We start from the raw sequence: 17,271 nt of genomic DNA, 5'->3' as shown, positions 1-17,271 counted from the left end.
CGCAAAGGCTTCGGCTGGTTCGTACTCACAATGTCCTCCGTCATCCTCGCCCAAGAAATCCACCCAGCCGTCGGAATCGCCGCAGCAGCACTCACCGCAGTCGCCGCCGTCGTGACCTACGTGTGCAGCCGTACTGACCGTTGTCCGCTGCGCAGGCACACGGCGGACCCGGTCCACCCCGCAACCGCTGCTTGACCCCGACGAGGAATACCCCCGCGGGTACCATGGCTATACCGTCCGTAGAGAGGAGCAACACCATGGTTGGTGACGAGGACGCAATCGCCGCGGTATTGAACAGGCTGCGCAGGGCTCAGGGACAACTCTCCGGAGTGATCTCGATGATCGAGCAGGGGCGGGACTGCAAGGACGTCGTCACGCAGCTCGCTGCTGTGTCACGTGCGTTGGACAAGGCCGGCTTCAAGATTGTCGCGACCGGATTGCGGGAATGCCTGACCGGAGAGGCCGCTGACGGTCAGCGGCCGATGACCGAAGCCGAGTTGGAGAAGCTGTTCCTGGCCCTGGCCTGACACACATCGGCGGAGAATTTGGAGGAGTTGTGAGCTACGCACTGTCAACGACGCTGCACACCACGTTCGAGGACGCCGTCGAAAGAACCCGCAAAGCGCTGGCAGATCAGGGTTTCGGTGTCCTGACCGAGATCGACATGAAGGCCACGCTGAAGGCCAAGCTCGACGAGGACATGGAGGACTACGTCATCCTCGGTGCCTGCAACCCGCCGCTTGCCCACCGCGCGGTCAACGCGGACCGGCAGATCGGATTGCTACTGCCCTGCAACGTCGCAGTCCGTGCCGACACCGCGGCCGGTGGCGACACCGTGATCGTCGACGCGATGGATCCCCAGGTGATGGTCCAGGTCTCGGACAAGTCCGGCTTACGCGAGGTCGCCGACGAGGCCGCGGCCAAATTGCAGGCTGCCATCGACTCCCTGGAGTCCGCTGACGCCGGGTAACCGGCCTCGTCACGCTGCGAACAGCAGCGCTCCGATGACTGCCGTCGCGAAGGCGACGGTGGCCGCGCCGATCAGCAGCACCTCCGCGCGCGGAGCGCGGATGACCGCCTCGACGACCGGTGCGGCTCTGATCTGTCGCGATCGCCGGTAGCCGAGCGCGAGGACGAGCATCGCGAGCAGCATCGCGGTGACCGACAGCACTGCCCGTCCGGGGCCCAGGGGCCCGTGTTGCCGCAACAACACCAGTGCGCCGCCGACCAGGAAGCCCAATGCGCTTCTCTCCCAGGACAACAGCGTCCGCTCTGCGGCCAGACCGGGCTTATCGGGCGCTTGGGCACGCATGTCATTGCCCCGACGGCGGCCAGATGACCAGCACCGCGAGGACCACCACGGTCACCACGAAGATCGCACCGCCGAGCAACGCCGGAACGTGGGTCGGCGGCAGGTCCTCGTCGCGACGCATCGCGGCTTGAACGCGTTGCCAGCGCCGCACTGCCAGCGCCGCGAGCACCCCACCGCCGGCGGTCAGCGCCACCGCCAGGCCGTGGCGCACGCCGGGAATCCCGAAGGCCGGTACGAATTGCACGACGGCGATGCCGCCGGCGATCAACGCCAGTGCCGTGCGGATCCAGGCCAGGAAGGTCCGCTCGTTCGCCAGCGTGAAGCGGTAGTCCGGCTCCCCCTCGCCGGCCGGTCCGGCCGGCTGTTCGTGATCGGCCGGACTCATCGGCCCGCCTTTCCTCGAACGCACATCGACGGTCAGCGTACTTCGTGCGACATGAGCTGCCGCCGCATGAAGGCGAGTTGGTCGGCTGCGACCTCTTCCTGCACACCTCCGTGGTACATCTCGAAGTGGCTGACGGGGTACTCGCGGATTTCGTGGTGAGGGACCTCGGCCACCTTGCGCCTGATGTAGGCGCTGGAAATGACCTCGTCGTCGCGAGCCAGAGTCACCAGTAGCGGTGCGCTGATCCGGTCGAGCACACCTTTCCGGTAACGCGGCGCGGTGAACAGGAACCGTGGTGTGACCCTGTTTCGCCAGGTGGGAGAGTTCTGTTCCAACGTGGCGAACAGGCCGTCGAGCGACGGATCGCTGAATACGGCCTGGCCGAGCGGCCCGTAGACGCGGATGTAATGCGGTGGTCGCCGCAGCACACCGGCGGCGGCGTCGAGTGCCGCCGCTCCCAGCAGCCTGGCGGTCGCGATGGCTGTCTGCATGCCGCTGGGTTGCAGTCCCGGTCGCGTCGCGCGACCGGCCGCTCCGCGGACGAGGTCGATCGCCGGCACGTTGGCGACGACCGCCGCAATCGAGGGTTCGTGCGCCGCGAGATCGAGTACATGGCCGCCACCCAGCGAGGTCCCCCAGAGTGCGATCCGGCCGGCGTCGATGCCGTCGCACCCGCGGGCGAAGTCCACCGCGTTGCGCAGATCGGTGCGTTGGCGAGAGGTGCTGATCAACTTTCGCGGTCGGCCCTCGCTGGCCCCCAGATAGCGGTAGTCGAAGATCAACGCGCCTAGACCGCCGGCGGCGAACCGGCTCGCGAAGTCCGGGACGATCCAGTCCATGGTGCCGGAGAAGCCGTGCGCCAGCACCACGCAGGGCACCTCCTGCCGAGCGCTCGCGGGCCGGTACAGCACCCCGGCGCAACGGATGCCCTCCGATCGGAAGGACACCGGGCTGGTGTGGAACTCGGTCATAGACGCGACCGGCTGATGATGCCCATCGAAGCCATCACGGGTGCCCCCCTCGGGTGTCGACGTCCTATTCGACTACGGCTGTCGAGCCCCGGCAAGGGCGCCATGGGACCACAGGTTGAGGACCAATGCCTCCTGTCATATCGGCGATCACTGCCTACTGTGAGCACCGTGATCCGTGGGTCTGCCGGCCGACGGGCCAAATGAGAGGAACTCTGTCATGCCAGCGCACGAAACGGGCCGCGGCATCGTCGTCGGCGTCGACGCGTCGTCCACATCGAAGGCGGCCGTCGCATGGGCCGCTCGTGACGCCGAGATGCGCAACGTACCGCTGAGGGTGGTTCACGTCGTCACTCCGCTGACCGCTGTCGCCGAGGGGTGGTCGGCGTTCCCGACGGATGTGTACGCGCAATGGCAGGACGACGAGGCGCGCCAGGTCCTCGAGCAGGCCCACAAGGTCGCTGTCGAGGCCGCACCCGCTGGAGCTGCACAGGTGACGAGCGAGGTGGTGCACGCACCCGCCGTCCCAGGCCTTGTCGATCTTTCCCGAGATGCCGACATGATCGTGGTGGGCTGTCGCGGCGAGGAGGGACTGGCCGGCGCCCTTCTGGGATCGGTGAGCGCAGGGGTGGTGCACCACGCTCACTGTCCAGTGGCGGTGATCCACGACGAAATGGCCCCGACGTCCACCGCGCCGGTCGTGGTGGGCATCGACGGCTCGCCCACCTCGGAACTGGCCACCGGGATAGCGTTCGACGAAGCCTCGCGGCGCGGTGTGGGGTTGGTTGCGCTGCACGCGTGGACCGACATGACCCGCCTCGAGTTCCCCAGCATCAACTGGTCGCCCATCGAGTGGCGCAACGTCAAGGAGCAGGAGCAGGAAGTGCTCGCCGAACGTCTCAGTGGCTGGCGGAGCCGGTACCCCGACGTGACGGTGCGCAAGGTCGTGGTCAGCGATCGGCCGGCGCCCCGGCTGCTCGAACAGGCGCAGGACGCCCAGCTGGTGGTGGTCGGCAGCCACGGCCGCGGCGGGTTTCCCGGCATGCTGCTCGGTTCGGTCGCCCGGACCGTGGTGCACTCGGCGCAGGTCCCGGTGATCGTCGCCCGCGAGCCCTATGAGCATTGATTTGCAACAGAATTCGTCGTCGGGATCGTGGAGGTAGGTGATGGCGATCCGGGTGGTCATGGGTTACGACGGCTCGCCGGAGGCGGGCGCAGCGATCGACGCGGGCGGGTTGCTGTTCCCCGGGGCACACGGCTGGATCACCTATCTGTGGGTACCGCCGTTCGCCAGTGACAAGGTCCGCCGTCGGCTGCGGGCCCGCGCCCGCGACGTCAACGAGTTGATCGCGATGGTCGAACAGGAGGGTCAGCACGAGGCGCAACGGCTCGTCGCGACGGGGGTGACGTTGGCCCGCGCCGCCGGCTGGGAGGCCGAGCCGCTGCTGAAACGGAGCTGGGGCGGCGAGGGCTGGCGGATCGCGCAGGCCGCCGAGGAGGTCGATGCGGACCTCGTCCTCGTCGGCTCTCGCGGGCTCGGTGGCACCCAGGCGGTGCTGGGCAGCGTCTCCGACATGGTGGTGCACTACAGCGCGCGGCCGATGCTCGTCGTCCCGCATCCGATGCTGACCACGGAGTACGCCGCGCTGCCCGAAGGGCCGGTTGTGGTGGGCTGGGACGGCTCGCCCGGTGCCGAGGCGGCGTTTACGGCGGCCACACGCCTGTTCCCGCAACGCGACGTGCTGCTGGTCTCGGTCGGTGAGGAAGCCGACGACACGGCATCACCGGCCGATGTCAGAGGGTCGGGACCGAGGGTGACTGCGCTCAGGGTGGATCACGGCCGTGGGTTCCGCGGGCACGCGATCGCCGATGCGCTGATCGCCGCCGCCCGCGGGCGCGATGCGGCCGTCATCGTCGTCGGATCGCGCGGCCGTTCCGTGGCACGGGAACTCGTGCTGGGCAGTGTCGCCATGGCGACACTGCACACCGGTGAGCGCCCGGTCATGGTGGTGCCCCGCCAGTGGGAGGCTTCGTTCTAGGGCCCCCTGCGGTCCCCCTCTTCGCCGGAATTGCATTCCGGCAGCGGAATTTCGCGAAACAGCCTGCCGGAATGCAATTCCGGCGGAAAACCCCGGTCAGCTCAGGAATCGCCGCGCAGCGCACGCTTGATGCGCAGCTGCGCCGCCGCGACGTTCCTGACGGCTTCGTCGACGTGGGTCACGAATTCGCTGCTGGAGTTGTTGGTCGATCCCGCCATCGTCGCGAGGCACATATGTGCCGCGGTGTGCGCGTCCTCGGCGGCGGCGGTCAGTTCGCTGGTCAGATCCGGGTCCGGTGACGGCAGATGCGCCGGCAGGTCCACCGCCGCCACCTCGTGCAGGTTCTCGCACGCCGTCTGCAATCCCCGCCGGTCGAAACTGTCCAGGGCGTTCTGCGTGTCTTCGAGGACGTTCTCCATCTCCGTCACGTGGGCGCCCGCCACAGCGGCCCACTCGTCGATGGCGCTCTGGTCTGCGTTCGACGGAGTCGAACTGGCGGAACGCCTTTCGTCGAGCGTCACGGCAAGGACGCTCCCCCCGCCGATGACGGCGATCGCGACGAGGACGCCGATGCCGGCGATCGCCCACCGCGTCCGGCCCCAGTAGCGGCGTTCCAGCTCGTCGGCGGCGGCGTCGATCGGCGCTCCGCACTCGTTGCAGAACTCCCAACCCGCCGGGTTCGGGTGGCCGTCAGGGCACTCGGCCATCAGCGTCCGCCCGCAAGGCGACATCGCCGAAGGGCGCGTTCGGTGACCGTGTCGCTCGTCATGACATCCATCGTGCCCCCTGGGAGCCCCACGACACAGGGTCCAGCGGACCGGCGGGTGAAGGGACCTTTGACCTCTGTGCCCTGCGCGCTCATCCCAAGAGCAACCGGGTCGCATGTTTGAGCACGTCGGCGCGGGTGCTGCCGGGGTGTTCGGCTGCCACGAAGTGGTTGCCGATCGCGAGCGTGAAGGCGAGCATGCCGCGTGCCTCGACCTCGTCGGGGTCGGTGCAGTACTGCGAGATCAGATCGCGCAGGTAGCCCATGCGGTGGTTGTCGACGCGTCGCAGCCGGGCTGCGACGGTGGCGTCGCGACGGGCCCAGTCGCGGACCGCGAGATCGACGGGCAGGAGATCCGCGGAGAACGTCAACATGCCCGCGCGTGCGACCTTTCGGCGCGGATCGCCGCCCTCCCGGTCGACGCGATCACGCACTTCCTCGGTGCTCCTGCGCTCCCACGTGTCGAGGAGCGCATCGAGGAAGGCGGACCGGCTCTGGAACTGGTGATAGAACCCGCCGCGCGTCACCCCCAGGGTCTGGGCGAGAACGTCGACGCGCACCGCGTCCGGACCGCCTACCGCGAGTGCGGCCAGCCCGGCCCCGATCCAGTCCTCACGTGATGTGCGCGTGGATGCAGGCATTCCTACTTCCTAGTTGACAACGCCCGAGAAGGATACATACAGTAGTGTATGGATCATTTTCAGGCGCCGCCTGCGTCGTCATCGCACACCAATCAACCCTGGCGAATACCCCACGCCGCCAACGACTCCCAAGAACTGGCCTTCCGGATCGCCGTGCCTGCGGGTCTTCGTGAGCTGAGCACCCTGCCGCGCGTCGACTATGCCGACGCCTTTCGCGTCGACGCCGGCGCCCATCCCGACTGGACGGTGCGGGACTGGGCCAGGGGCGTCCTCGAGGAGGCCCCGGCGACCAGCCGGGCAAGGCTGCTCACCGGATGGTCGGCACTCGGTCTGAGATCGACCGGGTCCGCCGAAACGGTACTGGGCTGGGCGATACGGCGTTCGACCGCAGAACACGTACTCCTCGGCAGGGATTCGCGCATCGGAATGCCTGGCGAGCTGCTGTTCTCTCTGAAGCCGGATGGGCTGCTCTTCGCCACCTTCGTTCACCACCGGTTGTGGGCGACCCGCGTGATGTGGGCGGGGATCGAAAAAACCCATGTGAACACCGTGCTCGAACTGCTCGAGCGAGCGGCCCGCGGTCCAGCCGCTGCGACGTTAAGTGCTGGTAAATAACATAGTTCATCTTTCGACCGAGTTTTGTAGAGTGGATCCTGCGGCGTACACCCCGCCGCCCGTCGGGGAGCAATGGCGCCGGCCGCGGTTAGCTACGAGAACAGGCGGTCTTGATGAGCAGAATTGGTCGTTGGTTGGCAGGCACGGCGTCGATCGTGGTGGCACTGGCGGGATCACCCGTCGTCGCTGCCCCCGCGTACGCGGCTCCCTGTCCTGATGTCGAGGTGGTCTTCGCGCGGGGCACGTTCGAGCCTCCCGGCGTCGGCGCCACCGGACAGGCGTTCGTGGATTCACTGCGAGCAAAGACGAACGGTAAGTCGGTCGACGTCTATGCCGTGAATTACCCTGCGTCGCTTGACTTTGCCACGGCTGCGGCCGGGGTCATCGACGCGAGCAATCGCGTCGTCGAGATGTCGCAGAACTGCCCCGCCACGAAGATCGTGCTCGGTGGCTACTCCCAGGGTGCGGCGGTCGCGGCCTACATCACCGAGGACGCCATCCCCGAGGGTTACACCCCACCGCCCGGCATGAGCGGGCCGATGCCGCCGTCGGTGGCCGATCACGTCGCGGCAGTGACGTTGCTGGGCAAGCCCTCGAGTGGGTTCCTCCAGTTGATCTACACCGGCGCACCGCCCATCGACGTCGGTCCCCGCTACGCCGGGAAGACCCTCGACCTGTGCATCCCCGAGGACCCCGTCTGCTCGCCGACGGGTGGAGACAACGGCGCCCACGGGGCCTACACGATCAGGGGTATGACCGACCAGGCGGCCGAGTTCGTGGTGGGCAAGCTGCCGAAGGGCGGCTCCGCGCGGTCCGTCGATCAGGCGGCCGCACCCCGATAGAGATCGCCCCGGGTGCCAATGTTGACACCCGTCAACGGTGTTATCGGGCTCACTGCTAGGTTCGTCCCGTGGCTCGCACTGCAGACCTCGTCGAACGCCCCGCCGACCTCACCACCGACTGGCTGTCGGTTGTTCTCGGCGGTGCAGTCGCCGGTTTCACGTTCGAACGCATCGGAACCGGTCAGATGAGCGAGTGCTACCGCATCTCGCTCACCTACGTCGACGGCGACGCGACCGGACCGGAGTCGGTGGTGCTCAAAGTGGCCGCCACCGACTCCAGCAGCAGGCAGACCGGACTGGCGCTCGGACTCTACGAGCGGGAGGTCCGGTTCTACACCGATATCGCACCCGGCCTGTCCGGGCCGGTGGCGCCGTGCCACCACGCGGCCTACGATCCCGAGACCGGAGCCTTCGATCTGCTGCTCGGCGACGCCGCTCCCGCGGCCGTCGGCGACGAGCTCCGCGGGGCCACGGTCGACGAGGCAGCGTTGGCGGTGGCCCAACTCGGCCGGGTGCACGGAACGCTGCTCGGCGACGTCGCGCTGGCAGGCGCCGAATGGCTCAACCGCGAGTCGCCGCTGAATCAGGCGCTGGTCGCCCAGCTGTGGGCCGGGTTCTCCGACCGCTACGGCGAGACGATCGCCCCGGCGCACCGTGTGGTGTGCGAGCGACTGGTGGCCGCGTTCGACGCCCACCTCGCCGCCGAGGCATCGGCCGATCGCGTGCACGGGCTGATCCACGGCGACTACCGGCTCGACAACATGCTGTTCGGCCGGCCCGGCGCCGACCGGCCGCTGACCGTGGTGGACTGGCAGACCGTCACCTGGGGCCCGGCGTTCACCGACCTCGCCTACTTCCTCGGCTGCGCCCTGCCCGCCGAGACGCGCCGAGACCACTACGACGCCCTGCTGCGTGCCTACCATCAGGCGCTCGGTGAGCAGACGCCGATCGATCTCGACACTGTGCGTGACGGCGTGCGCCGGCAGAGCTTCTTCGGCGTGATGATGGCGATCGTCTCGTCCATGCTCGTCGAACGCACCGACCGCGGCGATCAGATGTTCATGACCATGCTGCAACGGCACTGCGACCATGTGCTCGACACGGACGCACTGGCGGTTCTGCCGGAGGCCTCGATGCCCGAACCACTGCGCCCGGCCGCCGGGGACGAGGGCCCGCACGCACCCGGCGGGGAGGAGCTGTGGAACGAGAGCTGGTACTTCGACTTCGCCGACGACCGCCAGGGAGTCGGCGGGTGGGTCCGGCTCGGGTTGGTGCCCAATCAGAACACCGCCTGGATCAACGCCCTGGTGTGCGGCCCGGACATGCCGACGGTCGCGATCGTCGACTTCGCTGCCCCACTGCCCGCCAACCCGGCCGAAGTGCACACCGAGACAGCACATCTCAGGTTGGACGCGACGGCACCACTGCAGACCTACCGGGTGACGGTTCAGGGACGCGGCGAAGCCTTCGACGACCCCGCCGCCCTTCTGCGCGGCGAGCCGGGCAGGCCGACGGAGCTGACGATGGACCTCATCTGGACCACCGCGGGCACTCCGTACCGGTACCGCATCGCCCCGCGGTACGAAATCGCCTGCACTGTTTCGGGATCGGTGATCGCCGACGGCAGGGAGTTCCGTCTCGACGCGGTCGCCGGACAACGCGACCATTCGTGGGGCGTGCGCGACTGGTGGAGCATGGACTGGGTGTGGAACGCCCTGCACCTCGACGACGGCACCCACATCCACGGCGTTGACATACGCATCCCCAGCGCACCGCCGATGAGTGTCGGCTACCTGCAGCCGGCGGGCGCCCCGCTCGCCGAGCTGACGGAAGTGAGCGCGAAGGCCGTATTCGCAGACAACGGGTTACCGGTTGCGACGACGCTGACCCTGCAGCCCGCCGACCTCACGCTCGAGGTCGACATCCGCGGTCACGCACCGGTACAGCTGACCGCCGCGGACGGCCGGGTCAGTCAATTCCCCCGCGCCTGGGCGGCGATCACCACCGGGGACGGGCGCACCGGCATCGGCTGGTTGGAGTGGAACCGCAACGCGCGCTGACCGCGGCCGGGCGGTCGGAGGCGGCCCTGCCCCCCGTTCCATGTTTAGTTCGCGACGGCCAGGGCATCACGGTAAGGCTAGGAGTGACGCAGTGTGGAGTCGTACCCACACCTCGAAGGAGTGGTAGACATGGCCGTCCAAAAGTCCAGCACATCGGCGAAGGTGCTTTACCGTCCGATCGGGCTGATCAGCTCGATCCTCGGCGGGTTGGTCGCCGGAATGATCTTCAAGCAGGTGTGGAAGCACGCCGCACCGGGCGAGAAGTCCGATCCGCCAAAGCCTTTGGAGACCGAGTACCCGTTCAAGGAGATCCTCCTCGCGGCCGCCATCCAGGGTGCGATCTATTCGGTGGTGAAGACGATCATCGACCGTCAGGGGGCGCGGATGTTCGAGAGGGCGACCGGCGAATGGCCGGGTAGCTGACCGCAACCTCACGGACCCGAGTCGATGGGCGCTTCTGACCAGGTCAGAAGCGCCCATCGATCGTCAGGGTCGTCGGATCACTTGGCCGAACGAGCCCGCCGCGTGCCCTTCTTGACCAACCCGCGCTTGCGCGGGGCCGACTTCGTGGCGGCAGATTTCGACGGCGGCACCTGCGAGGCCATCACGGCATCGGCCCGCTCCCACACCCGATGCAGCCCCAACGCGCTGACCAACTCGGCGCTGAAGGCCTTGTCCGCATCGCTGCTGACGAGCACGCCCGGGGCGCCGCGGTCGATGCCCGCAGCATCGAGTAGCGAGACGCCGTCGCCCCACGCACCCAGCGCCTTGCAGTGCCTGAAGAGCTCCTGCAGCATCACCACGAGCTTGATGTCGGCGGTGGGTGTCGTGCCCGCCGCGATGACTGCCGCGTCGAACTCGATCGAGCGCGCGGTCGCGAAGGTGCGGTTCACCACCACCGAGCGGCGTCCCGACTTCAAGGTGCCGCCGACGGGCGCGGTGACCAGCACCTCGACCCCCAGCTTGTCCATGGCCTTCGTCAGCGTCGCGATGCTCGCGAGATCGGAGCCGGCGTCGGCGATCACCGCGACCTTGCGACCCGCGACCGGGCCCGGCGTGGTGACGATCTGCGACAGGGCTGCCGACGTGACGACGTCCTCGGGTGGATTGCCCTGCGGTGCAGGCAGTCCCAGACCTTCGGCGACCTGGCGGCAGAGGTCGGTGTCGACGTTGGCGAGCACCTCCAGTTCGCGTTCCTTGATGGCCTTCTCGTAGCACTTACCCAGCTCGAACGTGAACGCCTCGATGATGTGCACCTGCTCGACCTTGGTGAGGCTGCGGTAGAACATCGCGGGCTGGCTGAAGTGGTCGTCGAACGAGACGGGTTGAGCTCGTTCGACCGGACCGTCCACGGGCCGCGGAGTGGGGACGTACCCACCTTCGTCGGCCGTGGCCACCAGTGGTTCACCACCGTCGATGCTGTTGCGCAGGTACGGTGCCTGGCCGGTGTGGACGGCGGTCTGATGCATGCCGTCGCGGAGCATGTCGTTCACCGGGCAGTGCGGCCGGTTGATGGGCAGCTGGGTGAAGTTCGGCCCACCCAGCCGCGTCAACTGGGTGTCGAGGTAGGAGAACAGCCTCGCCTGCATCAGCGGGTCGTTGGTGACCTCGATTCCGGGGACCAGGTTTCCGGTGTGGAACGCGACCTGCTCCGTCTCGGCGAAGTAGTTCGTCGGGTTGCGGTCCAGGGTCAGCTTGCCGATCAGCTGGACCGGCGCGAGTTCCTCGGGGACGATCTTGGTCGGGTCGAGTAGGTCGATTCCCTCGAAGGTCTCGGTGCCGTCGTCGGGCATCACCTGGACGCCGAGTTCGTACTCGAGCGGAGCGCCGGCCTCGATGCCGTCGGCCATGTCGCGACGGTGGAAGTCCGGATCCACACCAGCGGTGATCTGCGCTTCCTCCCACACCAGCGAGTGCACGCCGGCGATGGGCTTCCAGTGGAATTTCACCAGGCTGGTCTGCCCCTTGGCGTTGACCAGTCGGAAGGTGTGCACGCCAAAGCCTTCCATCGTCCGAAACGAGCGCGGGATGCCGCGGTCGCTCATGTTCCAGAACACGTGATGGGTCGCCTCGGGGTGCAGTGACACGAAATCCCAGAACGTGTCGTGCGCCGACTGAGCCTGCGGTATCTCGCGGTCGGGATGCGGTTTCCCGGCGTGGATGATGTCGGGGAACTTGATGCCGTCCTGAATGAAGAACACCGGCATGTTGTTGCCGACTAGGTCGAAGTTGCCCTCGTCGGTGTAGAACTTCACCGCGAAACCCCGCGTGTCCCGCACGGTGTCTGCCGAACCGCGCGAGCCGAGCACGGTGGAGAACCGGCAGAACACCTCGGTCTGCTTGCCCTTGGTGGCCAGGAAGCCGGCCTTGGTGATCTTGGAGGCGTTGCCGTAGGCCTCGAACGTGCCGTGTGCGGCGGCGCCGCGGGCGTGCACCACCCGCTCCGGGATGCGCTCGTGGTCGAAGTGGGTGATCTTCTCACGGAGGTGGAAGTCCTCCATCAGCGTCGGCCCGCGGTTGCCGGCCTTGAGCGAGTGATCGGTGTCCGGCAGCCTCAGGCCTTGCGCCGTGGTCAGGTACCGTCCGGTCTGCGCACGTGAATCTGGTTGCCCTGCGGCACTTTCGGACGAGCCAGCAGGTCCTACAGCGGCCGGGGCGTTCTGGTCTCGGTTACGAGTCGGGGGCATCAGTGCTCCAAGCATCTCAGGGTTCGGTTCGGTGATGGCCGCCATGTCGGGCCATGAGGCGACGCGGGGTCTGCACGCCGGATCCTTGTGATACCCGCTGGCGGGCCTGCCAAACGCCGACCACACGCCGACTGGTCTCGGCATCCGCCGAGGCCAGTTCGTCGATCCGTGGGGCTCGCGTCAGGCGGCGTTGCCGCGCAGCGCGTCACGCGCCCGGTCCAGCAGCGAGGCGAACGGCCCCACGGCGAAGTTGGCGAACGCCGACTCCACTCCGGCGTGCGGATGAGTGGGAGCGATCCGCTCCGCCACCGCCACCGCCGAGGCCATCTTCGCCAGCTCCGCGTCGTCGAGCTGCTCCTCGAGCAACGTGAACTCCTCAGCCTCTTCGCGGTCGGCGTGCTCGAGCACGGCCGCCTGAAGGTGAATCAGCGCCTTGCTGAAGTCGGCTGTGCCGCAGGGAATCTTCTCCAGCTCACTCAACGCGACCTTGGCATCGTGCTCTTCGGTGAGACGGGCGTCGGCGATCTGCTCACCGCCGTCGATCTTGCGCCGCACCCGCGGGTGGACCATCATCTCCTCGGCCGTCTCGTGCACGGCGAGCAGCGTCCGCAGCCGGGTGAAGGCCTCCTGCTGGTCTTCGGCGTTCTTCGCATCAAGGGTTTGGACGAACAGTGCCTTGATCGTCTCGTGCTGTTCCTTCAGGTAGGTGACGACGTCACCTGAGCTGTTGACGGGTTTCCGAGCCACGATGGACTACCTCCGTGATTGAGCTGATTGGGTGCGCGAGGGGCTGTGCGCTGACTCCTGATCTACCCGCGATGGGCCGCGCGGAAACTCCGCCGGCACCCCGGAGGGTTGTGGTCTGTGCGACAAATGTGGGCATCCTGGACTGGTGCACACCCTCGAGTACGCGCCGCTGCGCTCCGCCGACGTCTTCGGCCGCCCCTCCGAACCGACGGTGTTGCTGTGGCACGGCACCCAGACCGATGCCCGCGACACCGTCCGACCACTGGCCGAACTGCTCGCCCGGCGTGGCCTCGGTGTCGTGGCACCCGATTGGAATTCACACGCAGACGACAGCGGGCGCGACGATCTGCTTCGCTCCGTCGACTTCGCGCGCGCCTGGTCCGACCGCCCCGAGGGTCTCGCGCTTGTCGGTTGGTCACTGGGGGCGGTCGCGGCCGCGGGACTCACCATCCGGGCCGCCCGGTACGGCGTGGTGTTGTCCCACACGGTGTGCCTGGCGGGTGCCTTCATGGTGCGCGACCCCATCTCCGGTGACGATCTGACCGAGAGCCTGGCCGCAGCCGAGGTGGGAGCTCCATTCACCCTGCTGCACGGCCTCGCCGACGACGTCGTACCCGCAGCAGCCAGCCGAGCGTTCGCGGCCGAACTCGAGAAGGTCGGCTGGCCGGTCCGGGTCATCGAACTGGAGACCGATCATGGCGCCATCGCCGGGGCCAGGTACGACGCGACCGCTGACCGCTACCTCCCGGCGCAGGATCCGCAGACACACCGCGTCGCCGTCGACGTCGCAGACCACATCGCCACCGCGCTCGGACGTTGACGGACGAGGCCACAATGGCAGTCATGGTGATACCCGATGTCGGCACGGTGCGCAGGCGCATCGGCCAGGCGGTGTTCGGCATGGTCGCCGGGCCCGAAGGTCCGGACAACCGGGCGCGGATTCACGACACCCCGGGACCTCGGTGGTTCTCCGACGATCGACCGATCCGGCGGGTGCACGCCGACGCGTCGATGTTCGTCGGGGGCCTGCGCGCGCTGCTGCTCCAGTCACTGCATCCGCTGGCCATGGCGGGGGTGGCCGAGCACTCGGACTACCGGGGCGACCCGTGGGGACGGCTGGCCCGCACCAGCACGTTCCTGGCGGAGACCACCTTCGGCACGGCCACCGACGCGCAGCGCGCCGTCGACCGGGTGCGCGGCATCCACCGACGGGTGCGCGGGACGTCTCCCGATGGCCGGGCCTACCACGCGACCGATCCGCATCTGCTGGAGTGGGTGCACATCGCGGAGATCGACAGCTTTCTGCGCGCCCACCAGCTCTACGGGGCCGAGCCGCTGGATCGGCGGGGATGCGACGACTACGTCGCGGACACGGCCCGGGTGGCGATGGCGTTGGGTGTCCCCGACCCGCCGCGCACCGGACGGGAACTCGGCGAACGCATCGAGACGTACCGCCCCGAGTTGAAGAGCACCGCCGCCGCCCGGGAAGCGGCGCGGTTCCTGCTGTTGACCCCGCCGTTGCCCCTGCTCGCCCGGGCCCCCTACGCGGTGCTGGCCACCACATCGGTCGCGATGCTGCCGTCGTGGGCGCGGGCACCGCTGTGGCTGCCGTACTTGCCGCCCGTGGAGGCCACCGTGGTGCGCGGATCGGGTCGGCTGCTGGTCGGAGGCATCCGTTGGGCTCTGGCCCCGGGCCGATCGGACACAGCCGCGAGCCGATCAGACACAGCCCCGCGGCGATCGGACTCGCCCGCACGCCGCTGACCTGCGTCTCGGGCCCTGGGCGACCCCGAGCCTCACAGGGGCGTGCCGGCGGCGGTGATGACTTTGTGACGCGATCCTGTCGACGAGTTCACATCGACGTCACGGCCGCAGGTCACGCTGATCCGGATAGTGAACGCCTCTGGGGCCACCGACGACGCGGGCCCCGGCGGTCCAGATCACGGCCTCCCTGAAGCCGGCCCCCGCACTGAAACTCGAGGAGAAGCGACGTCATGTCCTATGTGGACCCGCCGCAGTTCGTCACCAAGATGATCGACGCCGGCGAGAACAAGGTGTTCATGTCGACCAGGGACACCGTGATCCGCGCCTACATGGCCGGCGCGATTCTCGCGCTGGCCGCCGCGTTCGCCGTCACGATCACCGTGCAGACCGGGAACGCCCTGCTCGGCGCGGTCCTGTTCCCGGTCGGCTTCTGTCTGCTCTACCTGATGGGATTCGACCTCCTCACCGGGGTTTTCACCCTGGTCCCCCTCGCGCTGCTCGACAAGCGGCGAGGAGTGACAGTCAGGTCGTTGCTCCGCAATTGGGGTCTGGTCTTCGTCGGCAATTTCCTCGGGGCGCTGACCGTCGCGGTGATGATCGCCATCACGCTGACGTATGGATTCACGGTGGATCCGAACGAGGTGGGCCTGAAGCTCGGTGAGATCGGCACCAGCCGGACGGTCGGCTACGCCGATCACGGTGCCGCCGGGATGCTGACGCTCTTCATTCGCGGCGTGCTGTGCAACTGGATGGTCTCCACCGGCGTCGTCGCGGCGATGATGTCCACGTCGGTCTCCGGCAAGGTCATCACGATGTGGATGCCGATCATGCTGTTCTTCTACATGGGCTTCGAGCATTCCGTCGTGAACATGTTCCTGTTCCCGTCGGGCCTCATGCTCGGCGGCGACTTCTCGATCGCCGACTACTTCATCTGGAATGAGATCCCCACTGTGGTAGGAAATCTCGTCGGTGGCCTCGCGTTCGTCGGCCTGACGCTGTACGCGACGCATGCCCGCACCGGCGGGGAACGCAACCGCCCGGCTGATCCGGCCGATTTCGACATCCCGGTCCCGGCCAACGCATGACGCGCGACGACCTCACCGCCGAGATCGTCGCCGGCCGCCTGGCCAAGGGGTTGACCTGGCAGCAGCTCGCGGAGGCCATCGACAAGCCGGTCGTGTGGACGATCTCGGCGCTGCTGGGTCAGCACCCCATTCCGGTGGACGCAGGCAAGGTGCTGGTGGACATGCTCGGCCTGGACGAGGCTGCGGTTCCCGTGCTTGCCGCGGTACCGATGCGGGGCGGGCTGCCCACCGCGGTTCCGACCGATCCGACGATCTACCGCTTCTACGAAGCACTTCAGGTGTACGGCGGCGCGATCAAGGAACTCATCCACGAGGAGTTCGGCGACGGCATCATGAGCGCGATCAACTTCAGCATCGACGTTGCGCGCAAACCTCACCCCGACGGGGACCGCGTAGTGGTCACGTTCGACGGCAAGTTCCTGCCGTACGCGTGGACCGCCGCCGACGGCTAGCGCCGCGAAACGCGCACCAGGCCGCTCCGGTGCTCGCGCTGGGAGACCGGTCGGGCAGGATTGCTGCCGATGTCCTCTTCGCTCGGCGACGTGCTCGCCACCCTGCAACTCGCACGAGGCGGACCCCGTGGCTTCGCCGGCACGCAGCTCCCGGCCCCGGCCAACCACATCCTGGGCGGGCACATCTCCGCTCAGGCTCTGCTGGCGGCGAGCATCACCGCACCGGGCCGCATGCCCCACAGCGTGCACACCTACTTCCTGCGGCCCGGCGACTCCCGCAGACCGGTCGACTTCGACGTGACCGATCTGCAAGAGGGCCGGACCTTTTCAGCCCGCAGGGTCACCGCCCGCCAGGGCGACCAGATCCTGCTCGAGGCGATGTCGTCTTTCAAGATCGCCGACGCCGCGGCCGCTCAGGTTTCCTACCAGCCGCCGATTCCCCAGGTGCCCGAGCCGGAGTCGCTGCCCAAGGTGCCACCGCATTTCGCCGAATCCGATGAGGTCACGAAAGGGCAGTGGGCAAGCCTGCGCTGGTTCGAACGACGGATCGTCGACGCCGACCGGACACCGCCCGCGCAGTCGCGGATCTGGTGGCGGCCGGACGGCGAGGTCCCGGACGACCCCGCACTGACCGCCAGCCTGGTGGCCTACCTGTCGGCGGTGACGCTCACCGAACCGGCGTACGCGGCGCGCGGGGGTATCGGCGTGTCGGCACAGCGCGACCACTCGGTGTGGTTTCACGCACCGGCGGATCTATCGGATTGGCTGCTCTACGAACAGAGTTCACCGAGCAGCGCCGACTCGCTCGCCCTGGCGAGCGGAACGATGTTCAACCGCGGCGGCGATCTGGTGTGCACCGTGAGGCAGGAGATGTACTTCCTGCCACCACGGTGACAATCGAGGCCCGC

General features: G+C 68.0%; 20 protein-coding genes and 1 pseudogene. 14 read left to right on the top strand and 7 right to left on the bottom strand.

Features of this window, described 5'->3' with window-relative positions:
• The 3 genes and pseudogenes from H7I57_RS25405 to H7I57_RS25395 form a co-directional block, all read left to right on the top strand.
• Window positions 1-195: pseudogene (locus H7I57_RS25405) on the top strand (sulfite exporter TauE/SafE family protein); the annotation flags it as partial.
• 62 nt (window positions 196-257) lie between these two features.
• Window positions 258-527 carry a metal-sensitive transcriptional regulator gene (locus tag H7I57_RS25400; protein WP_264026936.1) on the top strand — a complete coding sequence of 90 codons (270 nt, stop codon included), beginning with the start codon at window positions 258-260 and terminating at the stop codon, window positions 525-527.
• A 29-nt stretch (window positions 528-556) separates the two neighbouring features.
• Entirely contained in the window at window positions 557-970 is a 414-nt protein-coding gene (locus H7I57_RS25395; protein ID WP_264026935.1) for a DUF302 domain-containing protein, read from the top strand.
• Between the two features lie 9 nt (window positions 971-979).
• On the opposite strand, the gene H7I57_RS25390 is transcribed toward H7I57_RS25395, so the two are convergent.
• The 3 genes from H7I57_RS25390 to H7I57_RS25380 are packed head-to-tail and all read right to left on the bottom strand — an operon-like array spanning window position 980 to window position 2,668.
• Complete coding sequence (locus H7I57_RS25390) at window positions 980-1,312, bottom strand: DUF202 domain-containing protein (RefSeq protein ID WP_264026933.1); 333 nt, start codon at window positions 1,310-1,312, stop codon at window positions 980-982.
• Between the two features lies 1 nt (window position 1,313).
• Window positions 1,314-1,697: a YidH family protein gene (locus H7I57_RS25385; RefSeq protein WP_264026931.1), complete on the bottom strand. Its 384-nt coding sequence runs from the start codon at window positions 1,695-1,697 to the stop codon at window positions 1,314-1,316.
• Between the two features lie 32 nt (window positions 1,698-1,729).
• A complete protein-coding gene (locus tag H7I57_RS25380; RefSeq protein ID WP_264026929.1) occupies window positions 1,730-2,668 on the bottom strand; it encodes an alpha/beta fold hydrolase in 939 nt (312 codons plus the stop codon).
• 217 nt (window positions 2,669-2,885) lie between these two features.
• Between H7I57_RS25380 and H7I57_RS25375 the strand changes: the two genes are divergently transcribed.
• Both H7I57_RS25375 and H7I57_RS25370 read left to right on the top strand, forming a co-directional pair.
• Window positions 2,886-3,791, top strand: a complete 906-nt coding sequence (locus H7I57_RS25375) for a universal stress protein (protein WP_264026925.1) — start codon at window positions 2,886-2,888, stop codon at window positions 3,789-3,791.
• Window positions 3,792-3,831: 40 nt separating this feature from the next.
• A complete protein-coding gene (locus tag H7I57_RS25370) occupies window positions 3,832-4,704 on the top strand; it encodes a universal stress protein (protein WP_264026923.1) in 873 nt (290 codons plus the stop codon).
• A gap of 101 nt (window positions 4,705-4,805) precedes the next feature.
• On the opposite strand, the gene H7I57_RS25365 is transcribed toward H7I57_RS25370, so the two are convergent.
• Together H7I57_RS25365 and H7I57_RS25360 are read right to left on the bottom strand one after the other, a co-directional pair.
• The gene (locus tag H7I57_RS25365; RefSeq protein WP_264026922.1) at window positions 4,806-5,411 is read right to left on the bottom strand and encodes a zinc ribbon domain-containing protein; all 606 of its coding nucleotides are present in this window, start codon (window positions 5,409-5,411) and stop codon (window positions 4,806-4,808) included.
• A 151-nt stretch (window positions 5,412-5,562) separates the two neighbouring features.
• On the bottom strand, window positions 5,563-6,111 hold the full coding sequence (locus H7I57_RS25360; protein WP_264026920.1) for a TetR/AcrR family transcriptional regulator: 549 nt from the start codon (window positions 6,109-6,111) through the stop codon (window positions 5,563-5,565).
• 48 nt (window positions 6,112-6,159) lie between these two features.
• On the opposite strand from H7I57_RS25360, the gene H7I57_RS25355 reads away from it, so the two are divergent.
• The 4 genes from H7I57_RS25355 (at window position 6,160) to H7I57_RS25340 (ending at window position 10,051) form a co-directional block, all read left to right on the top strand.
• Window positions 6,160-6,726, top strand: coding sequence for a hypothetical protein (locus H7I57_RS25355; RefSeq protein ID WP_264026918.1), 567 nt, complete (start codon window positions 6,160-6,162; stop codon window positions 6,724-6,726).
• Window positions 6,727-6,839: 113 nt separating this feature from the next.
• A complete protein-coding gene (locus tag H7I57_RS25350) occupies window positions 6,840-7,568 on the top strand; it encodes a cutinase family protein (RefSeq protein WP_264026916.1) in 729 nt (242 codons plus the stop codon).
• Window positions 7,569-7,636: 68 nt separating this feature from the next.
• On the top strand, window positions 7,637-9,628 hold the full coding sequence (locus tag H7I57_RS25345) for a DUF7064 domain-containing protein (RefSeq protein ID WP_264026914.1): 1,992 nt from the start codon (window positions 7,637-7,639) through the stop codon (window positions 9,626-9,628).
• A gap of 129 nt (window positions 9,629-9,757) precedes the next feature.
• The gene (locus H7I57_RS25340; RefSeq protein ID WP_264026912.1) at window positions 9,758-10,051 is read left to right on the top strand and encodes a DUF4235 domain-containing protein; all 294 of its coding nucleotides are present in this window, start codon (window positions 9,758-9,760) and stop codon (window positions 10,049-10,051) included.
• 77 nt (window positions 10,052-10,128) lie between these two features.
• Here H7I57_RS25340 and H7I57_RS25335 read toward each other — a convergent pair whose 3' ends face one another.
• Together H7I57_RS25335 and H7I57_RS25330 are read right to left on the bottom strand one after the other, a co-directional pair.
• The gene (locus H7I57_RS25335; protein ID WP_264026911.1) at window positions 10,129-12,315 is read right to left on the bottom strand and encodes a catalase; all 2,187 of its coding nucleotides are present in this window, start codon (window positions 12,313-12,315) and stop codon (window positions 10,129-10,131) included.
• 180 nt (window positions 12,316-12,495) lie between these two features.
• Entirely contained in the window at window positions 12,496-13,062 is a 567-nt protein-coding gene (locus tag H7I57_RS25330; protein ID WP_264026910.1) for a hemerythrin domain-containing protein, read from the bottom strand.
• 145 nt (window positions 13,063-13,207) lie between these two features.
• Here H7I57_RS25330 and H7I57_RS25325 point away from each other — a divergent pair, with 145 nt between their 5' ends.
• From H7I57_RS25325 to H7I57_RS25305, 5 genes are all read left to right on the top strand, one after another.
• Entirely contained in the window at window positions 13,208-13,882 is a 675-nt protein-coding gene (locus H7I57_RS25325) for an alpha/beta hydrolase (RefSeq protein WP_264026909.1), read from the top strand.
• A 23-nt stretch (window positions 13,883-13,905) separates the two neighbouring features.
• Window positions 13,906-14,826, top strand: a complete 921-nt coding sequence (locus tag H7I57_RS25320) for an oxygenase MpaB family protein (RefSeq protein WP_264026907.1) — start codon at window positions 13,906-13,908, stop codon at window positions 14,824-14,826.
• Window positions 14,827-15,056: 230 nt separating this feature from the next.
• Entirely contained in the window at window positions 15,057-15,911 is an 855-nt protein-coding gene (locus H7I57_RS25315) for a formate/nitrite transporter family protein (protein WP_264026905.1), read from the top strand.
• A complete protein-coding gene (gene cynS, locus H7I57_RS25310; protein ID WP_264026904.1) occupies window positions 15,908-16,363 on the top strand; it encodes a cyanase in 456 nt (151 codons plus the stop codon). Before H7I57_RS25315 ends, cynS begins: the two co-directional genes overlap by 4 nt.
• 69 nt (window positions 16,364-16,432) lie before the next feature.
• Window positions 16,433-17,257, top strand: a complete 825-nt coding sequence (locus H7I57_RS25305) for an acyl-CoA thioesterase (protein WP_264026903.1) — start codon at window positions 16,433-16,435, stop codon at window positions 17,255-17,257.
• The last annotated feature ends 14 nt before the right edge of the window (window positions 17,258-17,271 follow it).

It is taken from the genome of Mycolicibacterium pyrenivorans (assembly GCF_025821625.1).
In the GTDB taxonomy this organism is placed as follows: Bacteria; Actinomycetota; Actinomycetes; order Mycobacteriales; family Mycobacteriaceae; genus Mycobacterium; species Mycobacterium pyrenivorans.
This window is presented reverse-complemented; position numbering and strand designations above follow the sequence as displayed.